General features: G+C 61.6%; 21 protein-coding genes and 4 pseudogenes. 13 read left to right on the top strand and 12 right to left on the bottom strand.

Annotation, left to right across the window (positions count from 1 at the left end):
- Positions 1-98: 98 nt before the first annotated feature.
- Positions 99-313, bottom strand: a pseudogene (locus ACQZ5Y_RS27610) (ArsR/SmtB family transcription factor); the annotation flags it as partial.
- Between the two features lie 42 nt (positions 314-355).
- Here ACQZ5Y_RS27610 and ACQZ5Y_RS27605 point away from each other — a divergent pair.
- Positions 356-870: pseudogene (locus tag ACQZ5Y_RS27605) on the top strand (DUF6428 family protein).
- 51 nt (positions 871-921) lie between these two features.
- Here ACQZ5Y_RS27605 and ACQZ5Y_RS27600 read toward each other — a convergent pair.
- The 9 genes from ACQZ5Y_RS27600 to ACQZ5Y_RS27560 form a co-directional block, all read right to left on the bottom strand.
- Entirely contained in the window at positions 922-1,449 is a 528-nt protein-coding gene (locus tag ACQZ5Y_RS27600) for a cytochrome c (RefSeq protein WP_174060304.1), read from the bottom strand.
- Positions 1,446-4,586, bottom strand: a complete 3,141-nt coding sequence (locus tag ACQZ5Y_RS27595) for a CusA/CzcA family heavy metal efflux RND transporter (RefSeq protein WP_174060303.1) — start codon at positions 4,584-4,586, stop codon at positions 1,446-1,448. The genes ACQZ5Y_RS27600 and ACQZ5Y_RS27595 overlap by 4 nt, the downstream gene beginning before the upstream one ends.
- A complete protein-coding gene (locus ACQZ5Y_RS27590; RefSeq protein WP_336510366.1) occupies positions 4,583-6,022 on the bottom strand; it encodes an efflux RND transporter periplasmic adaptor subunit in 1,440 nt (479 codons plus the stop codon). The genes ACQZ5Y_RS27595 and ACQZ5Y_RS27590 overlap by 4 nt, the downstream gene beginning before the upstream one ends.
- Positions 6,019-6,423: a FixH family protein gene (locus ACQZ5Y_RS27585; protein WP_174060302.1), complete on the bottom strand. Its 405-nt coding sequence runs from the start codon at positions 6,421-6,423 to the stop codon at positions 6,019-6,021. The genes ACQZ5Y_RS27590 and ACQZ5Y_RS27585 overlap by 4 nt, the downstream gene beginning before the upstream one ends.
- A 96-nt stretch (positions 6,424-6,519) precedes the next feature.
- Positions 6,520-6,909 (bottom strand): hypothetical protein, encoded by a 390-nt coding sequence (locus ACQZ5Y_RS27580; RefSeq protein WP_174060301.1) that lies wholly within the window; start codon positions 6,907-6,909, stop codon positions 6,520-6,522.
- A 124-nt stretch (positions 6,910-7,033) separates the two neighbouring features.
- Positions 7,034-7,366, bottom strand: a complete 333-nt coding sequence (locus ACQZ5Y_RS27575) for a four-helix bundle copper-binding protein (protein ID WP_174060300.1) — start codon at positions 7,364-7,366, stop codon at positions 7,034-7,036.
- Complete coding sequence (locus ACQZ5Y_RS27570) at positions 7,366-7,800, bottom strand: DUF305 domain-containing protein (protein ID WP_174060299.1); 435 nt, start codon at positions 7,798-7,800, stop codon at positions 7,366-7,368. Before ACQZ5Y_RS27570 ends, ACQZ5Y_RS27575 begins: the two co-directional genes overlap by 1 nt.
- A 756-nt stretch (positions 7,801-8,556) precedes the next feature.
- A complete protein-coding gene (locus tag ACQZ5Y_RS27565) occupies positions 8,557-9,912 on the bottom strand; it encodes a sensor histidine kinase (RefSeq protein ID WP_174060298.1) in 1,356 nt (451 codons plus the stop codon).
- Positions 9,899-10,576, bottom strand: a complete 678-nt coding sequence (locus ACQZ5Y_RS27560; protein ID WP_174060297.1) for a winged helix-turn-helix domain-containing protein — start codon at positions 10,574-10,576, stop codon at positions 9,899-9,901. Before ACQZ5Y_RS27560 ends, ACQZ5Y_RS27565 begins: the two co-directional genes overlap by 14 nt.
- A 197-nt stretch (positions 10,577-10,773) precedes the next feature.
- Here ACQZ5Y_RS27560 and ACQZ5Y_RS27555 point away from each other — a divergent pair, with 197 nt between their 5' ends.
- The 7 genes from ACQZ5Y_RS27555 to ACQZ5Y_RS27525 all read left to right on the top strand — a co-directional run bounded on the left by ACQZ5Y_RS27555 (position 10,774) and on the right by ACQZ5Y_RS27525 (position 15,727).
- Positions 10,774-11,046, top strand: a complete 273-nt coding sequence (locus tag ACQZ5Y_RS27555) for a hypothetical protein (protein ID WP_174060296.1) — start codon at positions 10,774-10,776, stop codon at positions 11,044-11,046.
- A 304-nt stretch (positions 11,047-11,350) separates the two neighbouring features.
- Positions 11,351-11,761: a hypothetical protein gene (locus ACQZ5Y_RS27550; RefSeq protein ID WP_336510367.1), complete on the top strand. Its 411-nt coding sequence runs from the start codon at positions 11,351-11,353 to the stop codon at positions 11,759-11,761.
- A gap of 88 nt (positions 11,762-11,849) precedes the next feature.
- Complete coding sequence (locus ACQZ5Y_RS27545; protein WP_174060295.1) at positions 11,850-12,071, top strand: hypothetical protein; 222 nt, start codon at positions 11,850-11,852, stop codon at positions 12,069-12,071.
- Positions 12,072-12,076: 5 nt separating this feature from the next.
- Positions 12,077-13,537 carry a TolC family protein gene (locus ACQZ5Y_RS27540; protein WP_174060294.1) on the top strand — a complete coding sequence of 487 codons (1,461 nt, stop codon included), beginning with the start codon at positions 12,077-12,079 and terminating at the stop codon, positions 13,535-13,537.
- 14 nt (positions 13,538-13,551) lie between these two features.
- Positions 13,552-14,910 carry a multicopper oxidase family protein gene (locus tag ACQZ5Y_RS27535; RefSeq protein ID WP_174060293.1) on the top strand — a complete coding sequence of 453 codons (1,359 nt, stop codon included), beginning with the start codon at positions 13,552-13,554 and terminating at the stop codon, positions 14,908-14,910.
- 34 nt (positions 14,911-14,944) lie between these two features.
- The gene (locus ACQZ5Y_RS27530; RefSeq protein WP_174060292.1) at positions 14,945-15,424 is read left to right on the top strand and encodes a cupredoxin domain-containing protein; all 480 of its coding nucleotides are present in this window, start codon (positions 14,945-14,947) and stop codon (positions 15,422-15,424) included.
- 18 nt (positions 15,425-15,442) lie between these two features.
- The gene (locus ACQZ5Y_RS27525; RefSeq protein WP_174060291.1) at positions 15,443-15,727 is read left to right on the top strand and encodes a copper-binding protein; all 285 of its coding nucleotides are present in this window, start codon (positions 15,443-15,445) and stop codon (positions 15,725-15,727) included.
- A gap of 44 nt (positions 15,728-15,771) precedes the next feature.
- On the opposite strand, the gene ACQZ5Y_RS27520 is transcribed toward ACQZ5Y_RS27525, so the two are convergent.
- Entirely contained in the window at positions 15,772-16,137 is a 366-nt protein-coding gene (locus tag ACQZ5Y_RS27520) for a hypothetical protein (protein WP_174060290.1), read from the bottom strand.
- Positions 16,138-16,249: 112 nt separating this feature from the next.
- On the opposite strand from ACQZ5Y_RS27520, the gene ACQZ5Y_RS27515 reads away from it, so the two are divergent.
- Positions 16,250-16,699: a DUF411 domain-containing protein gene (locus tag ACQZ5Y_RS27515; protein ID WP_174060289.1), complete on the top strand. Its 450-nt coding sequence runs from the start codon at positions 16,250-16,252 to the stop codon at positions 16,697-16,699.
- 10 nt (positions 16,700-16,709) lie between these two features.
- On the opposite strand, the gene ACQZ5Y_RS27510 is transcribed toward ACQZ5Y_RS27515, so the two are convergent.
- The gene (locus tag ACQZ5Y_RS27510) at positions 16,710-17,114 is read right to left on the bottom strand and encodes a MerR family transcriptional regulator (protein WP_174060288.1); all 405 of its coding nucleotides are present in this window, start codon (positions 17,112-17,114) and stop codon (positions 16,710-16,712) included.
- Positions 17,115-17,167: 53 nt separating this feature from the next.
- On the opposite strand from ACQZ5Y_RS27510, the gene ACQZ5Y_RS27505 reads away from it, so the two are divergent.
- The 4 genes and pseudogenes from ACQZ5Y_RS27505 (at position 17,168) to ACQZ5Y_RS27490 (ending at position 20,557) form a co-directional block, all read left to right on the top strand.
- Positions 17,168-17,947, top strand: a complete 780-nt coding sequence (locus ACQZ5Y_RS27505; protein WP_174060287.1) for a MauE/DoxX family redox-associated membrane protein — start codon at positions 17,168-17,170, stop codon at positions 17,945-17,947.
- Between the two features lie 13 nt (positions 17,948-17,960).
- A pseudogene (locus ACQZ5Y_RS27500) lies at positions 17,961-18,767 on the top strand (multicopper oxidase domain-containing protein); the annotation flags it as partial.
- A gap of 186 nt (positions 18,768-18,953) precedes the next feature.
- Positions 18,954-20,327, top strand: a pseudogene (locus tag ACQZ5Y_RS27495) (heavy metal translocating P-type ATPase); the annotation flags it as partial.
- Between the two features lie 44 nt (positions 20,328-20,371).
- Positions 20,372-20,557, top strand: a complete 186-nt coding sequence (locus tag ACQZ5Y_RS27490) for a DUF2933 domain-containing protein (RefSeq protein WP_174060286.1) — start codon at positions 20,372-20,374, stop codon at positions 20,555-20,557.
- The last annotated feature ends 47 nt before the right edge of the window (positions 20,558-20,604 follow it).

The following is a 20,604-nucleotide window of genomic DNA, read 5'->3' as shown; positions in this document are numbered from 1 at the left end:
TCGATCGCTCCGCCTTCCGGCTAGGCTAAGGAACGCCGCGTAAGTTCTCATTCCGTTCGTCCTTAGCGTACGATTTCGGACTGCTCTTGTTCTAACCCCATGATCGAACGGGATTCTCTTCGCTGGGAGATCAATCCCGACCGCTCCAGCTCCTTCAGGTGGAACGAGACGTTTGTTGCTGAGACGCCCATGCGTTCAGCGATCACGCCTGCGGCCAGTCTCTCAGGTCCGGCGACAACCAGTGCCCGAACGACGGCAAGGCGCGTCTCCTGGGAAAGCGCGGCGAATGAAAAAGGGCTTGACGTTTATCAATACTTCAATAATCCTTGAACTATTGGATAGAGGGATAGCCCACATGAACGCGATCGACAACACTCTTTCGACAGACATCAGCCTTGGCCATCTCTTGGATGTGCTTGCGGTGGCGCCGGATGCGCCACTGGCGTTCACCTATGACGGCAACCCCATCCGGCCGGGATACCATGTCACCGAAGTGAAGGCCGGGCAGTTCGCGGCCCTCGATTGCGGGGCCAACCCGGAAGCCTGGTCGGAGATTTTCGTTCAGCTATGGGATATCGACGTGGATGCCGGACACACATGCATGCTGGCAAGTTCTCGGCGATCATAAGGAAAGTCTCCGACCATGTCCGGCTCGTGTCATCCGCAAAGCTGACGTTCGAAGTCGGTGATGGCGTGCGGCCGATGTCGCTATATTATGCGTCCGCACCGCGCCTTCATACCGGAGTGTTCGAGGTAGCTCTGGCCCCACGGATTGCAAGCTGTAAGCCGCGCGACCGCTGGCTCGCAGAAAAGCCAAAGACAGACGACGGATGCTTTGGTTCACAGCCGCAGAAGGCCTGCTGCTCGTGATCGACGACGACCCGTTGCCCGCCACAGCCCGCTGCGATCCATACAAATCCCTCACGGCATGCGGAACCTCGCATGGCAGCTCGTGCATGTTTGAAGCATGAGGTGGTACGCGTGTTCCGGGGGCATCGAAGCCGCATCCCGATCTGCATCCGCCTTACGCCCGAAGGGACTGCCGAGAAGCGTGCCGCCCATCCTGGTGCCGGGCCCCAGTTCCTTCGGATTTCTGTCGGCGGCCGAGGAAAGCACGGCGGCGTATGTCTCGAGATCGCGGGCGAGCCTTCCAAATTCTTCCGACGACGAAGAAATCTCTTCCGCATCCGCCTTCGAATCGGGTTGATGCCCGCCGCCGAAGTCCTCGACAAGGCGCTTTCCCGCACGCGTCCGGAGGCTTTCTGCAGCCGCCCTGAATTCCGTCTGGGAGTACGCCCTTTTGCCACTGAAGAGGTCCCCGATGATCCTTGCGGATTCCGCCATCGATTTCATGCCGACTTGCCGCTCCCAAGCTGGCGCGGCAGCAACTGCGCCAGCCAGCGTGAGAAGCATGACTATGGTCGCGCCGATGCCGCCGTACGATCTCACTGATGCACCTCCCGGGTTTCGGTTGCGCGACCGAGCCGCCAGCCCTTGACAAGGGCATAGACGGCCGGGATGACGACGAGGGTCAGCACCGTCGACGACATCATGCCGCCGATCATCGGAACCGCGATCCTCTGCATGATCTCCGACCCGGTTCCGGTGCTCCATAGAATGGGTATCAGTCCGGCCATGATGGCGACAACGGTCATCATCTTGGGGCGAACGCGCTCGACCGCTCCGACGACGATCGCCCTGTGCAGGTCCTCAGCGGTCAGCTCGCGCCCTTCCGCCGCGCACCGCGTCCGCTCTTCGGCCAGCGCGTGATCCAGATAGATAAGCATTATCACCCCGGTTTCGGCCGCCACGCCCGCGAGCGCTATGAAGCCAACCGCGACCGCGACGGACATGTTGAAGCCCAGCCACCACATCAGCCAGATCCCGCCGACCAGCGCGAAGGGCAGAGAGAGCATGACGATGAGCGTCTCGGTCAGCCGCCTGAAATTGAGGTAGAGCAGCAGGAAGATCAGGGCCAGCGTCAGAGGCACGACAAATGCCAGTCGCGCCTTCGCCCGCTCGAGATATTCGAACTGCCCACTCCAGCCGAGCGAATAGCCCGGTGGCATAGGGACCTCGCTTTCGACTGCAGCCTTTGCCTCGGCCACATATCCGCCGAGGTCGCGCCCCGCGATGTCGACGAAGACGTAGACGGCAAGCTGACCGTTCTCTGTTCGGATCGATGTCGCACCTCTGGTCAGCTCGATCCTGGCGACATCTCCGGGCGGCACGGTTCCGCCGCCCGGCAGACTGACGAGAACGTCCCTGCCGATCGCCTGCGGGTCGCTGCGGTAGTCGCGCGGGTAGCGGATGGCGACCGAATACCGCTCCCTTCCCTCCACCGTTTGGGTCAGGGTCTCGGATCCCAGAGCCATGCCGACCACATCCTGGACGCTGTCGATAGTCAGGCCGTACCGGGCGAGTGCCGCACGGTCGGGAAGGATATCGAGGTAATAGCCGCCGATCACCCGTTCGGCATAGGCAGATGAAGTTCCGGGGACCTTCTTGAGGACCGCCTCGACGCGGCGCGCGACCTTTTCCATCTCGCCGAGATCCGTGCCGAAAACCTTGACGCCGACCGGGGTGCGGATCCCGGTGGACAGCATGTCGATCCGTGCCCGGATGGGCATCGTCCAAGCGTTGGAGACCCCGGGAAACTGAAGCGCGCCATCCATCTCCTGCCTGAGGGAATCGACCGTCACGCCGGGCCGCCACTGGTCCTTGGGCTTCAGAGTGATGATGGTCTCGAACATTTCGGTCGGCGCGGGATCGGTTGCCGTGAGCGCCCTGCCCGCCTTGCCGAACACGGTTTCGACCTCCGGGAAGGACTTGATGATCCGATCCTGCGTCTGCATCAGTTCGGCTGCCTTGGTGACCGAAAGACCTGGCAGAGTTGTCGGCATGTACATGAGCGTCCCTTCGTCGAGCGCGGGCATGAACTCGCTGCCGAGCTGCCGCGCTGGCCAGACCGTGACCGCCAGCGCCGCGAGCGCGATGACGATGGTCAGCGTCCTGGCTTTGAGGACCCCTGCGATGATCGGGCGGTAGACCCAGATGAGCACTCGGTTCACAGGGTTCCTGTGCTCGGGAATGATCCTGCCCCGCACGAAAACGACCATGAGCGCTGGCACGAGCGTCACCGACAGGATCGCCGCGGCGGCCATTGCGAAGGTCTTGGTGAACGCGAGCGGCCCGAACAGCCGTCCCTCCTGGGATTCAAGCGTGAATATCGGCAGGAACGAGACGGTGATGATCAGCAGGCTGAAGAAAAGTGGCGGACCGACTTCGGATGCAGCTTCGATCAGGACCTCCAGGCGTGGCTTGTCCGCAGGGGCGCGCTCCATATGCTTGTGGGCATTCTCGATCATAACGATGGCCGCGTCGATCATCGCGCCGATGGCGATGGCGATGCCGCCGAGGCTCATGATGTTGGCTCCGATTCCAAGCATCCTCATCGCCCCGAATGCCATCAGTATCCCGATGGGGAGCATGATGATGGCGACGAGCGCGCTCCTGACATGCATCAGGAAGACGATCGTCACGATCGCGACGACGAGCGACTCCTCGAGCAGCGTCGCCTTCAGCGTCTCGATAGCCCCCTCGATGAGCCGCGATCGGTCATAGACGGGAACGATCTCAACTCCGGCAGGAAGGCTGGCCTTCATAGCTTCGATGTTCTTTTTGGTGTTTTCGATGACGGTCAGAGCGTTGGAGCCGTAGCGCTGGAGCACGATGCCCCCTGCGACTTCGCCGTCGCCGTTCATCTCGGTGATCCCGCGGCGCTCGTCGGGAACCAGTTCCACCCTCGCCACGTCCGCCAGCCGCAACGGCACTCCCTTCTCGGACTTGAGGACGATGTTCTCGATGTCCGCGATACCCTGAAGGTAGCCGCGGCCGCGCACCATGTATTCGAACTCGGACAGCTCGACTGTGCGACCACCGACGTCCCGATTGCTGGCCTTCACCGCAGACGCGACGTCGTCCAGGGTGATGCCCTGCGCCTTCAGCCTGACCGGGTCGACGACGATCGAATACTGTTTCACGAAGCCGCCGACGCTCGCCACCTCCGCCACGCCTTCGGAGCGCGACAGGCCGAACTTGATGACCCAGTCCTGTAGCGAGCGGAGTTCGGCAAGGGACATCTCCTTGGCGATCACCGCATACTGATAGACCCAGCCCACGCCCGTGGCATCGGGGCCGAGCGTCGGCGTGACGCTCTCCGGCAGGCGGCTTGAGGCGGCGTTCAGGAACTCGAGCACCCGGCTTCTCGCCCAGTATGGATCCGTCCCGTCCTCGAAGATCACGTAGACGAAGGAGACTCCGAAGAAGGAGAAGCCCCGGACGACCTTGGACTTTGGAACCGTCAGCATCGAACTCGTCAGCGGATAGGTGACCTGATCCTCCACGACCTGGGGAGCCTGTCCGGGGAAGTCCGTGTAGACGATGACCTGGACGTCGGAGAGATCAGGGATCGCGTCGAGCGGGAGCGTGCGCAGCGCATGAACGCCTCCCGCCGCCACCAGGAAGGCGCCGACGAAGACGAGCAGCAGGTTGCGCGCCGACCAGGAGATCAGTTTCGATATCATGGCTGTTCGTCTCCTGCGGCAAGGGCGCTCAAGGCAGAGTTCAGATTGCTCTCGGCATCGATGAGGAAGTTGGCCGAGACGACCACTCGATCTCCTGCCGCGAGGCCGACCGTCACCTCCGTCCTCTGCGCACCCCTGACGCCGACCTCGATGTCGCGTGGTTCGAACCTCCCCTCGCCCTTGTCGATGAACACCACTCGCCTGCTTCCGGTGTCGACGATCGCGTCGTTGGGAACCGAGACGACGGGATCCGGCTCACCGGACGATATCTCGACGGTTCCAAACATGTTCGGGAGAAGCATGCCATCTGCATTCGGCACCCGGATCCGCACCTTGGCCGTCCGGGTCTGATCGCGGATTTCGGGATCGACGAGCTCGACCGCGCCGCGCACTGCCATGCCTGGCCGGGCGGTCACGGTCACGGTTGAGGCCGCGCCGACTGCGACAGCGCCGAGCTGGCTTTCCGGCACGTCGGCCACGATCCACATCTCCCGGGTGTCGGCAATCCTGAACAGGATGTCACCGGGTTCCGCCATGCTTCCGGGGGTCGTCGACCGCTCGATGACGATCCCATCCGCGGGAGCATCGAACGATATGCTCGGTGGAACCTTGCGGTCCCTGCGAATGGTCTCGATCGCACGATCGGACATTCCGAGGTTGCGAAGCCTCAAGGCGCTCCCGGCTGTGTCACCACCTCCGGAAACGACGTTTGCGTACTCGGATACGGCTGTCGCGACTTCCTTCGAGTAGAACCTGAAGAGGCTGTCCCCCGCCTTCACGCGGCTGCCTGCAGTCACCGGGGCGACTTCCTCGATGAAGGAGTCGGAGCGCATGCTTACGGCATGAATCCTCCGATCGTCGAGCATGACGATGCCGGGGACGCGCAGCCTTGTCGGCAGCCTCTCCCTCGTGACTTCTGCAGTTCTGACACCTGTGCGTTGAAGCTTGCCAAGCGGAACCCGGACAGTGGAGCCTCCGTCGGCCTCGCCCTCGTAGACGGGAATGTAGTCCATTCCCATCGAATCCTTCTTGGGTACTTTGGAAGTGTCGGGAAGCCCCATGGGGTTGCGGTAGTAGCGGACCTTCCGCTCGGTGGCGGGAGCGTGGCCGGATCCGGCTTGGGCAATGTCGGGATCGCCCTCCCCGTTGTCGGGACTGTCGGCGAAGCTGACATCCTCGCTGGCGTGAACCGGAACGAAATCCCTGCCGTCCGGTGTCTTCGCAGGTATCACAGACCAGGTGGCGGCCCCGTCAGGATGACGATAGTAGATGACAGGGCCGCTCCCCGGAGACCGGGCCTTTTCGGCTAGGGCCGGAGCCTCGTCCGTCAGGAGCCCGATGGCGGGGATGGCGACTCTGCCGGAGCCGAGCAGATACCCTCCCCCGCCACCGACGGCGAGGGAGCACGCGGCCAACATAATTCCGGCGGCCTTCACGGGATGGCCTTCAGAACGACTTCGCCCTGCACGGTCTCTGGCTCACCCTGCACCTTGGCGGCCACCTTGAAGCGCCAGCCGCCAGCCATAGACAGGTTGGTGCGGAAGCGATACGTGCCCGGCTCGTTCTCCGGCAGGTTCTCCACCGAGGTCGTCATCACTTCCATTCCGTCCGGAGCCATGTCCATCCGGGTGGTGAAGATGACGGCGCCGGGCACCGGATTTCCCGACCTCCTGTCGACAAGTCTGACGGCCACTTCGGCCTGCGGCCCATGCTTCACCTCCGAGGCGACGAGCTGGAATTCGTAATCCCTGGCTCCGGCCAGTGCGGAGCTAGCGGATACGGTAAGCACTGCGAGTGAGGCGACGAGGGCCCGCACGGAAAGGTTTCTCTTCTTCATGATTTCACATCTCAAGACGCGCGGAAGCGCGTGGAATCCGGACGCGACGGGAGGTTCCGCAGAGCGGGACAGACCGACGCAGTGGATAAGAGTGAATCAGGCGCGCGGGGGCCGTGGGGGAGGCTCGACGAGAGCCGATGCGAATTCCTCTCCGGCGATGCGCGGGAAAGATACCGGAAGCGGATGGATGAGCGGCAGGCTGGCGCCCGCGGACAGGTTCCCGACGATCATTGTCGAGCAAACGAGCGCAAGAGGGCAGGACTTCATGCAGTCGGGTATGGCAGGCTTATTCTCATCCGGACAGCACGGCATATCCGCCATTGCCTCTTCGTCCGCAACCTGGCCCTCCAACTCCATCGCCATGTCCGCCATCGGGGACGATGATCCCATGGCTGCTGCGACCGCCGTCACGCTCACTGGACCCATCAGGACCGAGAGCATGGCGAACGCGCAGAGAATGCGTGGAATGACCATCAGTGGCTTCATGGATGCATTCTTGCACGACAATGAGGCAGTTGTGAAGCCGCCCGAGCCCACTGCGCCATCCGATCGCCATGGCAACAGGTCATCAAAGTGGTCGGGAGGATGAGGACACCCTCCCGATACCCGCTCAGGCCGCCATCTTCTCACAGCTCTCGGCGCACTTCCTGCATGCAGCGACGCAGTTCTGCATGCCACCGACGCGTTCGCAGTCGTCCGCGCACTGACGGCAGATTTCCGCGCACTCGCGGCAGGTGTGCCTGTGATGCTCGGTACCGATCAGCATGAGGTGCGCGGATGTCCGGCACATTTCAGCGCAGGCCATCATCAGCTTGAAGTGCCCCGGCTCGGTGTGCTCTCCTCCCATCTCGAGGCAGTGCCCCATCGCCATCGAGAGGCATTCGCTGTAGCAGGCGAGGCAGTTGTCGATGCAGGTCTTCATTTCGGACGACATGTGCTGCATCACCTGACCTCCTTCTCGACCCACGCCGTCAGTTCCTTGATCTCCTTCGTCTGGTCGTCAATGATCTTCTGTGCCTTCGCCTTGGTCTCGGCGTTGTCACCGTACTTCAGCTCGACCTGGGCCATGCTGATAGCGCCCATGTGGTGCGCGATCATCCCGCACGCGAATGCCACGTCCGGGTCCTTCTTCATCATGCCCTGCATCATGTTCATGTTCATGGTCTTCATGCCGTCCATGGAAGCCTTCTGATGCTCTCCCATGCCGGACATCTCATGCCCCTGCATGGCCATGTCACCACCGGAAGACATGTCGGACTTGCACTTCTCTGGAAACGCCATCGCGGATGGGGCCATCTGGGCGGACGCCATCGGGGCGGCAAGGAGATACGCTGCGAGAAGCGAAGAGGCGAAAGCAGTCTTGATCGTGTTGTTCATCTTGAACTCCTGTTTCGTAAGATTTCGTTCCGGGTTCACGAAGCGGAAGATCGTGGAGGCGGGTCGATCACCGTCACTAGCAGCAGTGGCTGCTCGGACTTGAGGTAGGCATGCGGTCGGAAGCACGCTGCCGACGGCGTTTCCGGCGACGGGAGCCCCGGAAGCATGGGACAGCAGTGCATGCTGTCACAGCAGGCTGGCTGCGTTGTCGAATCATGATGATGAGCGGTGTGGGTGTCGGACCGCGAAGCATTGCACTCATGTGCCGAAGCGGCGGCTGGCGGAACCATGGCAAACAGGTTTGTAGCCACCATCGCGATCGCGAAGGCGCTCAGAACAGATCGCAGGCTGAGTTTCAGGATCATCCGCTACCCCCGAGATTAATGCGTGAACATCAGGCTGAGAATAAAGTTCCACAGAGTGGATGATGCGAACTTGATTTTTTTCGTCTGAAACACGTGGAAGATGCGCTTTTTGCGCGAGGCCGCAAGCCGAAAAGATACGCACCGCGTCGGCGGCAAAGGTGGCAGATGCGGTTCAGGCTTCTGCCGCATCCATCTCCTTGCCTCGCGAGGAGCGTGTGGCGGCGCTCGCGGCTCCGGCGGAATCCGAACGCGATTTGAAGAGTTCGTTCAGTTCCAGCTACACGACCGGATATACGGGCCCGAACGGCTTCAGCCCGGTGTCCGCGACAGGGACGTTCGACATCGGACGTTTCGGCGATCTCTCTCGCCAGGCAGTGAGCTCCCCCCCGTTTCACGATCGGTCGCCTGGGAAGATGACCGTGACCTTGAGGCCGGGGGCGTTGTCGGACAGTTCTATACTGGCATCGTGCAGCTCGCAGATCGCCTTCACCATGCTCAGGCCGAGACCAGAACCTTCGGTCGTCCTGCTCTTGTCGAGACGATAGAAGCGCTCTAGCACCCTGAAGCGCTCGGCCTGCGGAATTCCCGGACCATTGTCGCTGATTGTGAGCGCCATTCCCTTCCCACGGTGCGCCAGCTCTAGGGCGATTGCGGATCCGGCAGGGGTGTGTCGCATGGAGTTCGCGAGCAGGTTGGTCAACATCTGCCGGATCAGGTCGGGATCGCCTAGAAGGCGAAGTTCCTCCTCGGGGACCACCAACCGGAGAAGGTGTCCTTCTTCGGACGCGATGACATCGTATATCTCGTGAATGTCGCGGACAATGTCGGTCAGGTCGATGTCAACGAACTGCGCCCTCCTGCTTCTGGATTCGATCTGCGCGATCCGGAGCAATGCGTCGAAAGTCTTGGCGAGGGACGATAATTCCTGAAGCGCCACCGCGACGGCGCCCTTCACTTCGTCAGGATGGTCGCGGTTCAGTGCGTCGTCGAGAGCGAGAAAAGCGCGTCCGATCGGAGTCTTGAGATCGTGGGCGATATCCGTCGTCACCTGCTTGAGGGCAGTGACGCTCGCCTCCAGCCTACCCAGTGCGACGTTTACCTCGCTAGAAAGTACGTCGATCTCGTCCATGCGCGGCGACACCGCAAGCCTTCTCGACAGCTCGCCATGACCGATCGCATGTGCCGCCTGGGACAGGGCGAAGATTCGGTTGCGCGCCCGGTATCTGAGAACTGCCGCACCAAGCAGACCCACGGCGAAGACGATGGCTGTGGTCCAGCCGAAGCTCAAGAGTACGATCCGCGCAAGTTGCTCGGTGTCTCCTTCGCTTGTCCCCACCACAAGATCGTTGTCCCCGAGCTTGCCCCTCAAGAGCTTGTACCCTGTCGCTCCTTCACGATGGTTGTCGGGCATCAGGACCGAAAATCCGGCGGGAACGGCTGCGAGCGCGGCGTTGCCTGCCAGCACCCTGCCCGTCGGATCCTGTAGCGTATAGATTGTCTCCTGCCCCCTGATGGCGGGGCCGTGGCTATTGACCATGTCGACAGCACCGGAGACGCCTCTGGTCAGGAACGCGGTCTCGATCTCCCGGTAACGCTCCATCACTGCCGCTTCGAGGCGATCGTCGAGATAGCCGAGCACCATCTGATATGCGACGACGTTCGCCCCCAGGTAGGCAAATACGAACAGCGAGCTGTAGATGATGGCGAGCCGGACAGCGGTGCTCTTGAAGAAGCTACCGCCGAGCATGGAGCGAGTAGCCGATGTTGCGCACGGTGTGGAGCAGCGGGAATTCGAAGGGCTTGTCGATCTTCGCGCGCAGCCTGCTGATGTGCGTTTCGACCACCGAGCTCTGGGGGTCGAAATTGAAGTTCCATATCCGTTCCAGCAGCATGGTCTTGGTGAGCACCCTGCCCTCGTTCCTCATGAAATGCTCCAGGAGCAGGAACTCCCGGGGCAGCAGCTCGACTGGAGCGCCCCCACGTTGGGTGGTCCGCTTCACGAGGTCGATTTCCAGATCGCTCACGCGCAGCGTCGTCTTCTCTGCCGCAATCGGAGGCCGTCTCACAAGCGCGTTTATCCTGGCGGCGAGTTCTGAGAAGGCGAAGGGTTTCACGAGGTAGTCGTCACCGCCCGCCTCGAGGCCTTCAACACGGTCGTTGACCCCGCTCATGGACGTGAGGAAAAGAACGGGGGTGCGAACGGCGGCGGCACGCATCGTCTTGACGACAAGAAGCCCGTCCAGTCCCGGCACCATGCGATCGACCACCATCACGTCGTAGGCTGATCCCAGGGCCGCCGAGAGACCGTCGCGACCGTCGCAAACCCAGTCCACCACGTGTCCGGACGAGGTCAGCCCCTTGGAGACATAGTCTCCGGTTTTCTGGTCGTCTTCTAGGAGGAGTATCTTCATCTCGGGGACCTATCCGCGACTCGTCAGGCTTCATCGCACTCCCGAAGAGCCGAACAATCGGGCTTTGTTGCGGCGGATCTGATCACGCCAGCCGGACCGCGCCTTACAAAAATGTAAAGTTCGCGAGAAGGCCCTGTCAGAACGAGTGTCTAGTGTCTCCATGCTGCAGTCCGCAGCTTTCATACGAGGAGATCACCATGAATACAAAGTTCATCGCGACATTCATTGTTCTGGCATCGACGGCGACATCGGCGTTCGCAACCGGTACCCTGAGCGAAAGTGCTGGTCCGGTCGACCGGATCGTACAGGGCCACGGTCGGCCGGGCGAAAGTGCCGTCGCTTCTTCCGATCGGTCGGTCACGTTCGAGGTGCTTGCCGACGGACGCGTTCGGCGCACCAACGCCAAATATGGAACCGTCACCATCTCCAACCCGGCTGCCGAGGCCCTCAGAGCACGCGGTCGTCGCTAACCAAGTCCAACGGAACCGGAGCGTCCGAACATGAAGCGGATAAAAGTCAGGTATCTTGCAAGAGCGCTGGGCAGCATCCTTCTCACCACGGCGTGGGCGGAGCACGAAAGGGTGCTGCACAGCGCAAGGAGAGAGGCACCTCCCTCAAGAGACTTGCTACGCGTTCCCGGCTGAGAGCCTTCAGATGTTCCGGCGTGCCCGGCGTATCAGGAGGCAAGACTTATCGCGCCGTTGTGGCGATGCCACACAGATAACGCGAATTGATAATCGAAGACTGCGTCGATTGACAAGGCCATGGGCTTTGGTGATCTTGGAAGGCATGAGCGGGATGTATCGAATCACGTCGAAAGCGATGGCACTGTTGTTCAGACTGGTGATGATACTGTCACTGGCTGGCTATAGCTTTACCGCCGTCAACGCTGCGATGCATCCCGACAACTCGGCCGGGACCTCCCAGATGGAGACCGATCATTCTTCACACCACGGCGGCGATCACACTGCCATGGCCAAGGCGGATGATCATGGAGACCAGCACGAACACGCCAGCTCGGAGAAGACAAAGAACTCCTGCTGCAAGGACTACTGCGGTGTCGCCGCCATCACGTGCACTGGCTCATCCCTGAGCCATCCACGCGTGATCTCCATCCTTGAATTCGCCGACGACACGGACACGGTCGGCGAGGCGCCGAGCCTGCATCGACCACCTAACATCTGAGAACTAGCACCCGCTGCGCGGGTCTTGCTGTGCCTCGACGCTTGTCTGCGTGGCGGCGCAAAACCGATCTCATTCTTGGATACTCACCATGAAACGTATGTTCCTGGTGGTTGCCATTCCGCTTGCCGCAAGCGGATGCGCATCCACCCTGCCTCAAGTCGTAGCCTCGGCCGACAATCCCGACACCGTGTCCTATGCCCAGCATGTCCGCTACCAGAGCCCGATCGGTGGCTATACCCACCGGATGCCCGTCGACCCCAAGCCGTGGCGTGATCTCAACGACGCCCAGGCCCCCAAGAAGAAGGGCTGAACGCGATGAAGCTTCGCAAACTCAAGGTCATATCCGCCCTCGTGCTTCCTCTTGTAGCCGCCGGATGCGTGACGACGAACTATTCTGCGGTCGATGCGGGATTTGCCAATGCCTCCCTGAAAAGCGGCGAGGCCACGGGAAAGCAGACGGTCTGGATCCAGAACCAGGCGCAGGCTCAGGCAACCCGTGACCGCGTCAAGGCGCTGATGGCGAAGAAGACCATCGATGTCGAGACGGCAGTCCAGGTGGCGCTTCTTAATAACAAGGGTCTTCAGGCTTCGTATGCAGATCTCGGCGACAGCTCCGCCGATGCGTGGCAGACGCAGTTGTCGGTGTTTCCGACGTTTTCGGTCGGACTTTCCGGCATCGGAACGCCGGGCCTCGAGGCATACCGGGTTCTTGAAGGCGCGATCGCCGCAAACATCCTGGCGCTCGCAACCTACGACCGGAACATCAAGCTCGCCGACAACCGCTTCCGGCAGGCTCAGCTCAAGGCGGCGATCGCGACGATCTCGCTCGCTGCGGAGACGCGGCGTGCGTGGATCAATGCCGTCGCGGCATGGGAGAACGTCGCATACCTCAATCAGGCGAAGATCGCCGCCGACGCTTCCTCCGAACTCGCGAAGAAGATCGGCGAGGCTGGCTCCATGCCCAAGGGGGAGCAGGCACGCGAGCATGTCTTCTATGCGGAGCTGACAGGTGACACCGCAAAGGCGCGGCTGGCGGCCAAGATCGCAAAGGAGGAACTCGTCCGGTTGATGGGCCTGTCGGGATCGGACATCGACTTCCAGATACCGAACCGCCTGCCGAACCTGCCTAAGGCATTGATCAAGCGGGACGACATCGAAGCCGAGGCGGTCCACAAGCGGATGGATCTGCAGGTGTCCCGTCTCGAACTGCAGGCGACGGCAAGGTCCTACGACCTTACGAATGCGACGCGCATCGTCACCGACATCGAGCTTGTCGGCAACTGGGAGAAGGAGCGCGAGCGGGAGGACGGGAAGATCGTTTCCGACATTTCGAAGACCGCAGGCCTCGAGTTCACCATCCCGATCTTCGATTCCGGACAGGCGCGCCTGCGCAAGGGCGAACTCGCCTACATGCGGACGGCGAACCAGTTGGCCCAGCTTGCCGTGAACGTGCGGTCGGAGGCGCGCTCCGCCTACGTTGCCTACAGATCCAACTATGACATCGCCCGGCATTACCGGAACAACGTCCTGCCGCTGCGCAGCGCGATCGAGCAGCAGTCGATGCTCAACTACAACGGCATGATCACCAGCACGTTCGAGCTCATCTCCGACACGCGTGACAAGATCACGTCCACCATCCTCGCCGTGAACGCGAAGCGCGACTTCTGGCTAGCAGAGGCGAACCTTGCGCCCGTCATCTACGGCGGCAGCACAGGGTCCGCTGCGGCTGAATCCGAAGTCGCGTCGGCCGAAGAAGCGCCCGCGGGCGGTCACTGAGAAAGGAAAAGAGAATGTTCAGCAGAAGACAATTGCTCGGAGCGGGCGCTGCCTCCGCCGCCCTCGTCTCCTCACAGGCATGGAGCCAGACCACGAACATGGGCTTGCCGGAAGCGGCTCTCATGGATTCGGCGGCGACGCAGAAGCCTGTGAAGCCATCGGTCGGCCCGGACTACAATCCGGTCGTCACACTCAACGGCTGGACCCTGCCATTCCGTATGAACAACGGGGTCAAGGAGTTCCATCTCGTCGCCGAACCCGTCGAGCGGGAGATGGCGGAAGGCATGACAGCCTACCTCTGGGGCTACAACGGCCAGTCACCGGGTCCGACCATCGAGGCCGTCGAAGGCGACCGTGTCCGGATATTCGTGACCAACAAGCTTCCCGAGCACACCACCGTCCACTGGCACGGCATGATCCTGCCGTCGGGCATGGACGGCGTGGGCGGCCTGTCGCAGCCGCACATCCCGGTTGGCAAGACGTTCGTCTACGAGTTCGACCTCGTGAAATCGGGGACGTTCATGTACCACCCGCACTCCGACGAGATGGTGCAGATGGCGATGGGCATGATGGGCTTCTTCGTCGTTCATCCCAAGGATCCGGCGTTCATGCCCGTCGACCGGGACTTCGTCTTCCTCCTGAGCGCGTTTGACATCGATCCCGGCACCTATGTGCCTCGGGTGATGGAGATGACCGACTTCAACCTCTGGACATGGAACAGCCGCGTCTTTCCCGGCATCGATCCGCTGGTTGTTTCGAAAGACGACAGGGTCCGCGTCCGTGTCGGCAACCTGACGATGACGAACCATCCGATCCACATGCACGGCTACGACTTCGAGGTCACGTGCACCGACGGCGGCTGGGTCCGTCCGGAAGCCCGCTGGCCCGAGGTGTCGATCGACATTCCGGTCGGAGCTATGCGCGCCTACGAGTTCGACGCGAAGTATCTCGGCGACTGGGCGATCCACTGCCACAAGTCGCATCACACGATGAACGCGATGGGCCACGAGATCCCGACGTTCATCGGGGTCGACAAGAAGGAGGTCGCGAAGAAGATCCGGCAGTTCCGTCCGGAATACATGCCGATGGGCACTGCAGGCATGGCCGACATGGGCGAGATGTCGATGGAGATCCCGGAGAACACCGTTCCCATGATGACTGGCTGGGGTCCCCACGGCCCCATCGAGATGGGTGGCATGTTCTCCGTGGTGAAGGTCCGCGAGGGCATCTCGGCGGGCGATTACACCGATCCGGGCTGGTACGAGAACCCGCCCGGCACGCAGGCCTGGGAGTGGACGGGCAGCCTGCCCGACGCGACCAAGGCAAAAGACGCGAAGACGCAGCCGCCGTCGAAGCATTCGAACCACGGCTGAGAACAAGTTCCCCGAACAACCAAAGGACACCAACATGAAGAATGCATTTATCGGCCTTTTGCTGGCCACCGCACTTGCAACCCCTGCCCTCGCGTCCGGCAACCATGCCGGAGGACACGGCGAGGCCATGGCCGTCGGCGAGCCGGGCGACAAGTCCAAGGTCACGCAGACCATTCGCGTCAGCATGAAGGAAACTCCGGACGGCAAGATGGTCTTCACCCCGAACAATTTCAAAGTCCGCAAGGGCCAGACCGTCCGCTTCACGATCAAGAACGAAGGCGAACTGGATCACGAGTTCGTCCTCGATCAGGAAGACAAGGTCATGGAACACAAGGCCGTCATGGAGAAGTTCCCGGAAATGGAACATGACGACCCGAACGCAATCCGGCTGAAGGCGGGCAAGTCCGGCGAGATCGTCTGGAAGTTCACCAACGACGGCGTCTTCAAGATCGCCTGCCTCGTGCCCGGCCACTACGACGCTGGCATGCACGGCGATGTTGCCGTCGCCAAGTAACCTGAAAGGAAATCGAACATGAAGAACATCATCAAGCTCGGCCTTGCCGCCGCCATCGCCCTCTCTTCCGCCGCCGGCGCCTTCGCGCAGGAGTTCACCAACGGCACCGTGAAGAAGCTCGACGCAAAGGCGAAGAAGGTCACGCTGATCCATGAAGAGCTCAAGGGTCTTGAGATGCCCGCCATGACCATGGTCTTCGAGGTCAAGGACGATGCCGTCCTGGCCAAGCTCAAGGAGGGCGCGAAGGTCCAGTTTGTGGCCGAGCGCGTCAACGGCAAGCTGACGGTCACGCAGGTCAAGTGATGTGATGGCGGCCGCGCTTGCAGAGGCAGGCGCGGCCGCCCACCTCATGACGTGGGTTGTAGGCAGAGAGCCGTCCAGAGATCCTGCATCCAGTCACCGGATCCCGGCGCCACTGGCATGAGATGGACGGAGACACCAACCTTTACGGCCCGCGGCGTTTCGCACCTGACCTGCACTGCATGCGCTCCATTGTCCGTGAAGGCCTTGTCACCGCTCGCCGAAAACTCGGTGAGTCCGATTCCGACCTCATAGTCGTACTGCCTGTCATCCGGCTTCATCGATGACGTTATGGCAAGACTGATGGTCCGGCTGTCGGAAAACCTGGCAATGTGGAATGGCTGACGTTCCTGGGCGTGCGCGCCCGAGACGACGGTGGCGATTGCTGTAACGAAAATACAGATGCGGCACATGGGCACCTCCCGGTACCATTTGTCGAGCATACCATAATGCACGCGTCCGCGACAGGTTTTCCGTTGGTTGGCAGCGGGTCGTTCTGGGCAGTCGCAAGGAAGGAAAGAGACAATGAAACGCAGGCAATTCATCTGCATGGCAGCGTCGGCGGCGCTTCTCCCAAGCGCGGCGGCGGCCAGCATGCCGGAACTGATCGTCCACAAGGACCCATACTGCGGCTGCTGCGAGGCCTGGGCGTCTGCGTTCGGAGACGCTGGCTTTTCCGTCGTTATCAGGAACGAGGACGACATGGACGCAGTCAAGGCCAAGCTCAAGATCCCTGGCCCGATCCATGGATGCCATACCGCAACCGTGAACGGATACTTCCTCGAAGGCCACGTACCTCTGGAAGCGGCACAACGGCTTCTTTCGGAAAAGCCAACCCTGGCAGGGCTGGCTGTCGCAGGCATGCCAAGGGGATCGCTCGGCATGGGCACCGATCCCGGCGCGTCCTACGATGTCATCGCTGTACCGAAAAATGGTGGCGCGCCCTATGTCTACCTCGCCGTCAGGCCTAGGTGACAGCGCTCCGTCAGATTCCGAAAGACGACAGGATGGGGCATGGCCCCGTCTTCCCGGATGCGCACTCCCCCACCAACCGCTTGAGCGCCACCCTCGCCTGATCGAGTTCGGCGATGCGGGCTTCGAGGGCCTTGAGCCGGACCTTCGCAAGCTGTCGCGCCGTTTCACGATCGTCTCCGGCATCCAGATCCATGAGTTCCTTGATCTCTTCGAGCGTGAAGCCCGCGGTCTGCGCCTGCCTTATGAACCTGAGACGGCGAAGATCATCCTCCCCGTAATGCCGGACACCGATGTGCTTCTTCGGGGTCATGAGCAGACCCCGCCGCTGATAGAAGCGGATCGTCTCGACCCCGACGTTCCCTGCTGCAGCAAGTTTTCCGATTGTTATGTCCATTGGCTGTTGACTCCGTACCACGGTACGGAACGTATGGTCGTGGCAGAGGTTTCACAAGACAAAGGAGACGTGAAATGTTGCACAGGGTCCAGAACGATAAAAAGGCTCTGATCCACCGGATGGTGATGCCGGGCCACACCTGCCCATACGGCCTGAAGGCGAAGTATCTGCTTGAGCAGTCCGGCTACGAAGTCGAAGACCGTCATCTCACGACACGCGATGAGACGGACGCTTTCAAGAAGGAGCACAACGTGGCCACCACGCCGCAGGTGTTCATCGACGGCAGGCGGATCGGCGGACATGACGACCTCCGCAGGTTTCTAGGCAAGAAGGTTGCCGATCCCAAGGCGAAGACATACCGCCCGGTGGTGGTCCTCTTCGCCATGACCGCTCTGACGGCGATGGCGGCGAGCTATGCGGTCAGCGGCAATCCCTTCACGCTGAGAGCGGCGGAATGGTTCATTGCCTTCTCGATGGTCGTGCTCGCGCTTTTGAAGCTCCAGAACGTCGAGACCTTCGCGACCATGTTCCTGAACTATGATCTGCTAGCGAAGCGGTGGGTGCCCTACAGCTACGTCTATCCGTATGCGGAAGGACTCGCGGGCATCCTTATGGTGGCGGGCGCCCTCAACTGGATCTCCATCCCCGCCGCCCTTTTCATCGGCACCATCGGCGCGGTCTCGGTCTTCAAGGCCGTCTACATCGACAAGAGGGAGTTGAAATGCGCCTGCGTTGGCGGGTCGAGCAATGTCCCGCTGGGTTTCATCTCGCTCACCGAGAACCTGATGATGATCGCGATGGCGGTCTGGATGGCGGCGACGTCTCTAGGCTTCGTCGGCGGCCACGCGATGTGACCCGTGCGGTTGCTTGAGGATAGTCGGAGATGGCCGCCACCGTCTTCGGACTGGCCGACCCCAACGGCGTGCCCGGTCTCTCCTCGATGCGGGCTCTGAGTTCAACGTCCGCCTTCTCAACGGGTCACGCGAGGATACGCTTATCCACTGGCACGGGCTGACCCCGCCCTGGAACATGGACGGTGTGCCGGAAAATCCCGCTGCGCTGCTCGCCGCCGGACAGAGCCGCGATTACGCCTTTCCTGTCGGACCCGGCGGCACGCAATGGATGCATGCCCATACCCTGCAGGAACAGCGCCTGCTTGTCGCACCGCTGATCGTTTGGACGGCCGAGGACAAGAGCCGGGATGAACAGGAAGTCGTGCTCATGCTTCATGACTTCTGGTTCAAGTCACAGGAGGAGCTAATGGAAACCTTGAGGGGCGGCAGTCCCGGCCACGGCGGCATGCCGTCGGGGCACCAAGAAATGATGCAGACGATGACCAACATGCAGAGTCATCAGATGCCGATGACAGGCATGTCTACCATGGGCATGCCGATGAAAGGGATGTCGTCTGCGGACCTAAACGACATCGAGGACGAGGCGTACTTGGCAAACGACCGAACCTTGGACGATCCCGAAGTGGTCAGGGTCGAAAAAGGCGGGCGTATTCGCATACGCATCATCAATGGAGCCACCGCAACCGCGTTCACGGTCGACACGAGAGCTGTCGTCGGCAGCCTGATCGCATTGGGCGGCAACGATATCGAGCCCGTGGCAGGAAGCCGTTTCCCCATCTCGATAGGGCAGCGCCTCGATATCCGTCTGGAGCTTCCCGCGGTTTCAATTTCGTATCCGGTTCTTGCGATGCGAGAAGGCGCGGCAGAACAGACCGGAATAATCCTTGCGACCAAGGACGCAGCCGTCAGGAGGATCGACACCACCGCCTCGAAAACGGGTCCCGTCCTCGACCTCGCACTCGAGCAGAAGCTCCACGCACGGACGGGTCTCTCCACGCGCGCACCCCTCGAGGGGCGAAGTTCCGTCGACGAATCCATGATCACAGGTGAGTCCATGCCAGTGACCAAGGATGTTGGAGCCAAGCTGATCGGCGGCACGATGAACCAGACAGGTGGCTTCAACAAGTAGGCTGGCAAGGTCGGGCGCGACACCATGCTGTCGCAGATCGTCCGGATGGTCGCGGAGGCGCAGAGATCGCGTGCTCCCATCCAACGCCTGGCGGACAGGGTGTCCGGCTGGTTTGTCCCCGTGGTGATCGCGATCGCCGTTGTGTCCTTCGTCACGTGGCTGCTGGTCGGGCCGGAACCGCGGTTCGCGCATGGCCTGATTGCGGCGGTCGCCGTTCTCTTTATCGCCTGCCACTGCGCGCTGGGGCTTGCCACTCCCATGTCGATCATGGTTGGAGTTGGACGTGGCGCAAGGCTCGGCGTGCTCATCAAGAGCGCCGAAGCTCTTGAGCGCCTCGAAAAGATCGACGCGCTGATCGTCGACAAGACCGGGACCCTGACCGAAGGCCGCCCCAAGGTCACGGCGATCGCGCCCCGCGAGGGCATGTCCGAAACGGATTTGCTCCGGCTCGCGGCCACCCTGGAACGCTCGAGCGAACACCCCTTGGCGTCGGCGATCGTGAATGTCGCCACTGACCGAAACATTCCGCTTGGCGACGTACAGGACTTCGACAGCCCGGTTGGCAAGGGCGTGACGGGAACCGTCGAAGGCACGAACCTGATCCTGGGCAGCCACCGAATCATGAGCGAGGCCGGCGTCGATGTGTCAGTGATGGCATCGAAAGCCGAGGAACTGCGCGGCGAAGGAGCTAGTGTCATCTTCATGGCGGCGGACGGTGTGCTGACAGGCCTGTTCGCCATAGCGGATCCGATCAAGGCGACCACGCCGGAAGCGGTCAGAACACTGGTGGGCGAAGGAATTCGGGTCGTGATGCTGACGGGAGACAACAGGACGACGGCTGAGGCGGTGGCGCGGAAGGTGGGCATCGCCGAGATCGAGGCCGAGGTCCTGCCAGAGGACAAGAGCAAGATCGTCGCACGCCTCCGGAACGACGGCCGCATCGTCGCCATGGCCGGAGACGGCGTGAACGATGCTCCCGCATTGGCGGCCGCGGATGTCGGGATAGTGATGGGGACAGGCACCGACGTTGCGATCGAGAGCGCCGCAGTGACCCTCCTGAAGGGAGATCTGCAAGGCATCGCGCGTGCCCGGCGGTTGAGCGGGATGACGATGCGAAACATCCGCCAGAACCTGTTCTTCGCCTTCATCTACAACGCCGCAGGCATTCCCGTCGCCGCAGGCGTCCTTTATCCTACCTTCGGGCTTCTTCTGGCGCCGATCATCGCAGCCGCGGGGATGGCGCTTTCATAGGTCAGCGTGATCGCCAACTCCCTCAGACTGAGAAGCATCAACCTATGAACTTGTCTCGCACATGGCTGCTGATGGCGGCCTCACTCATCATCGTCGTTGCTTTCTTCAGAATCCGCGAACACTGGGCTCACGCGTTGGGGCTGGCGCCGTACCTCCTGCTGCTTGCCTACCCGCTGATGCATCTGTTCCAAGGACATGGCAGCCGCGACCACAAGGATCGCCATCATTAGGGGGAGAGGAAGGCCCTTAGGGCGCCGCGGCGTTTGTAAGCCCATTT

The organism is Agrobacterium sp. A3-95 (assembly GCF_053521785.1).
Note: the sequence above shows the minus strand (reverse complement) of the source record. Positions and strands in the feature narration are given on the sequence as shown.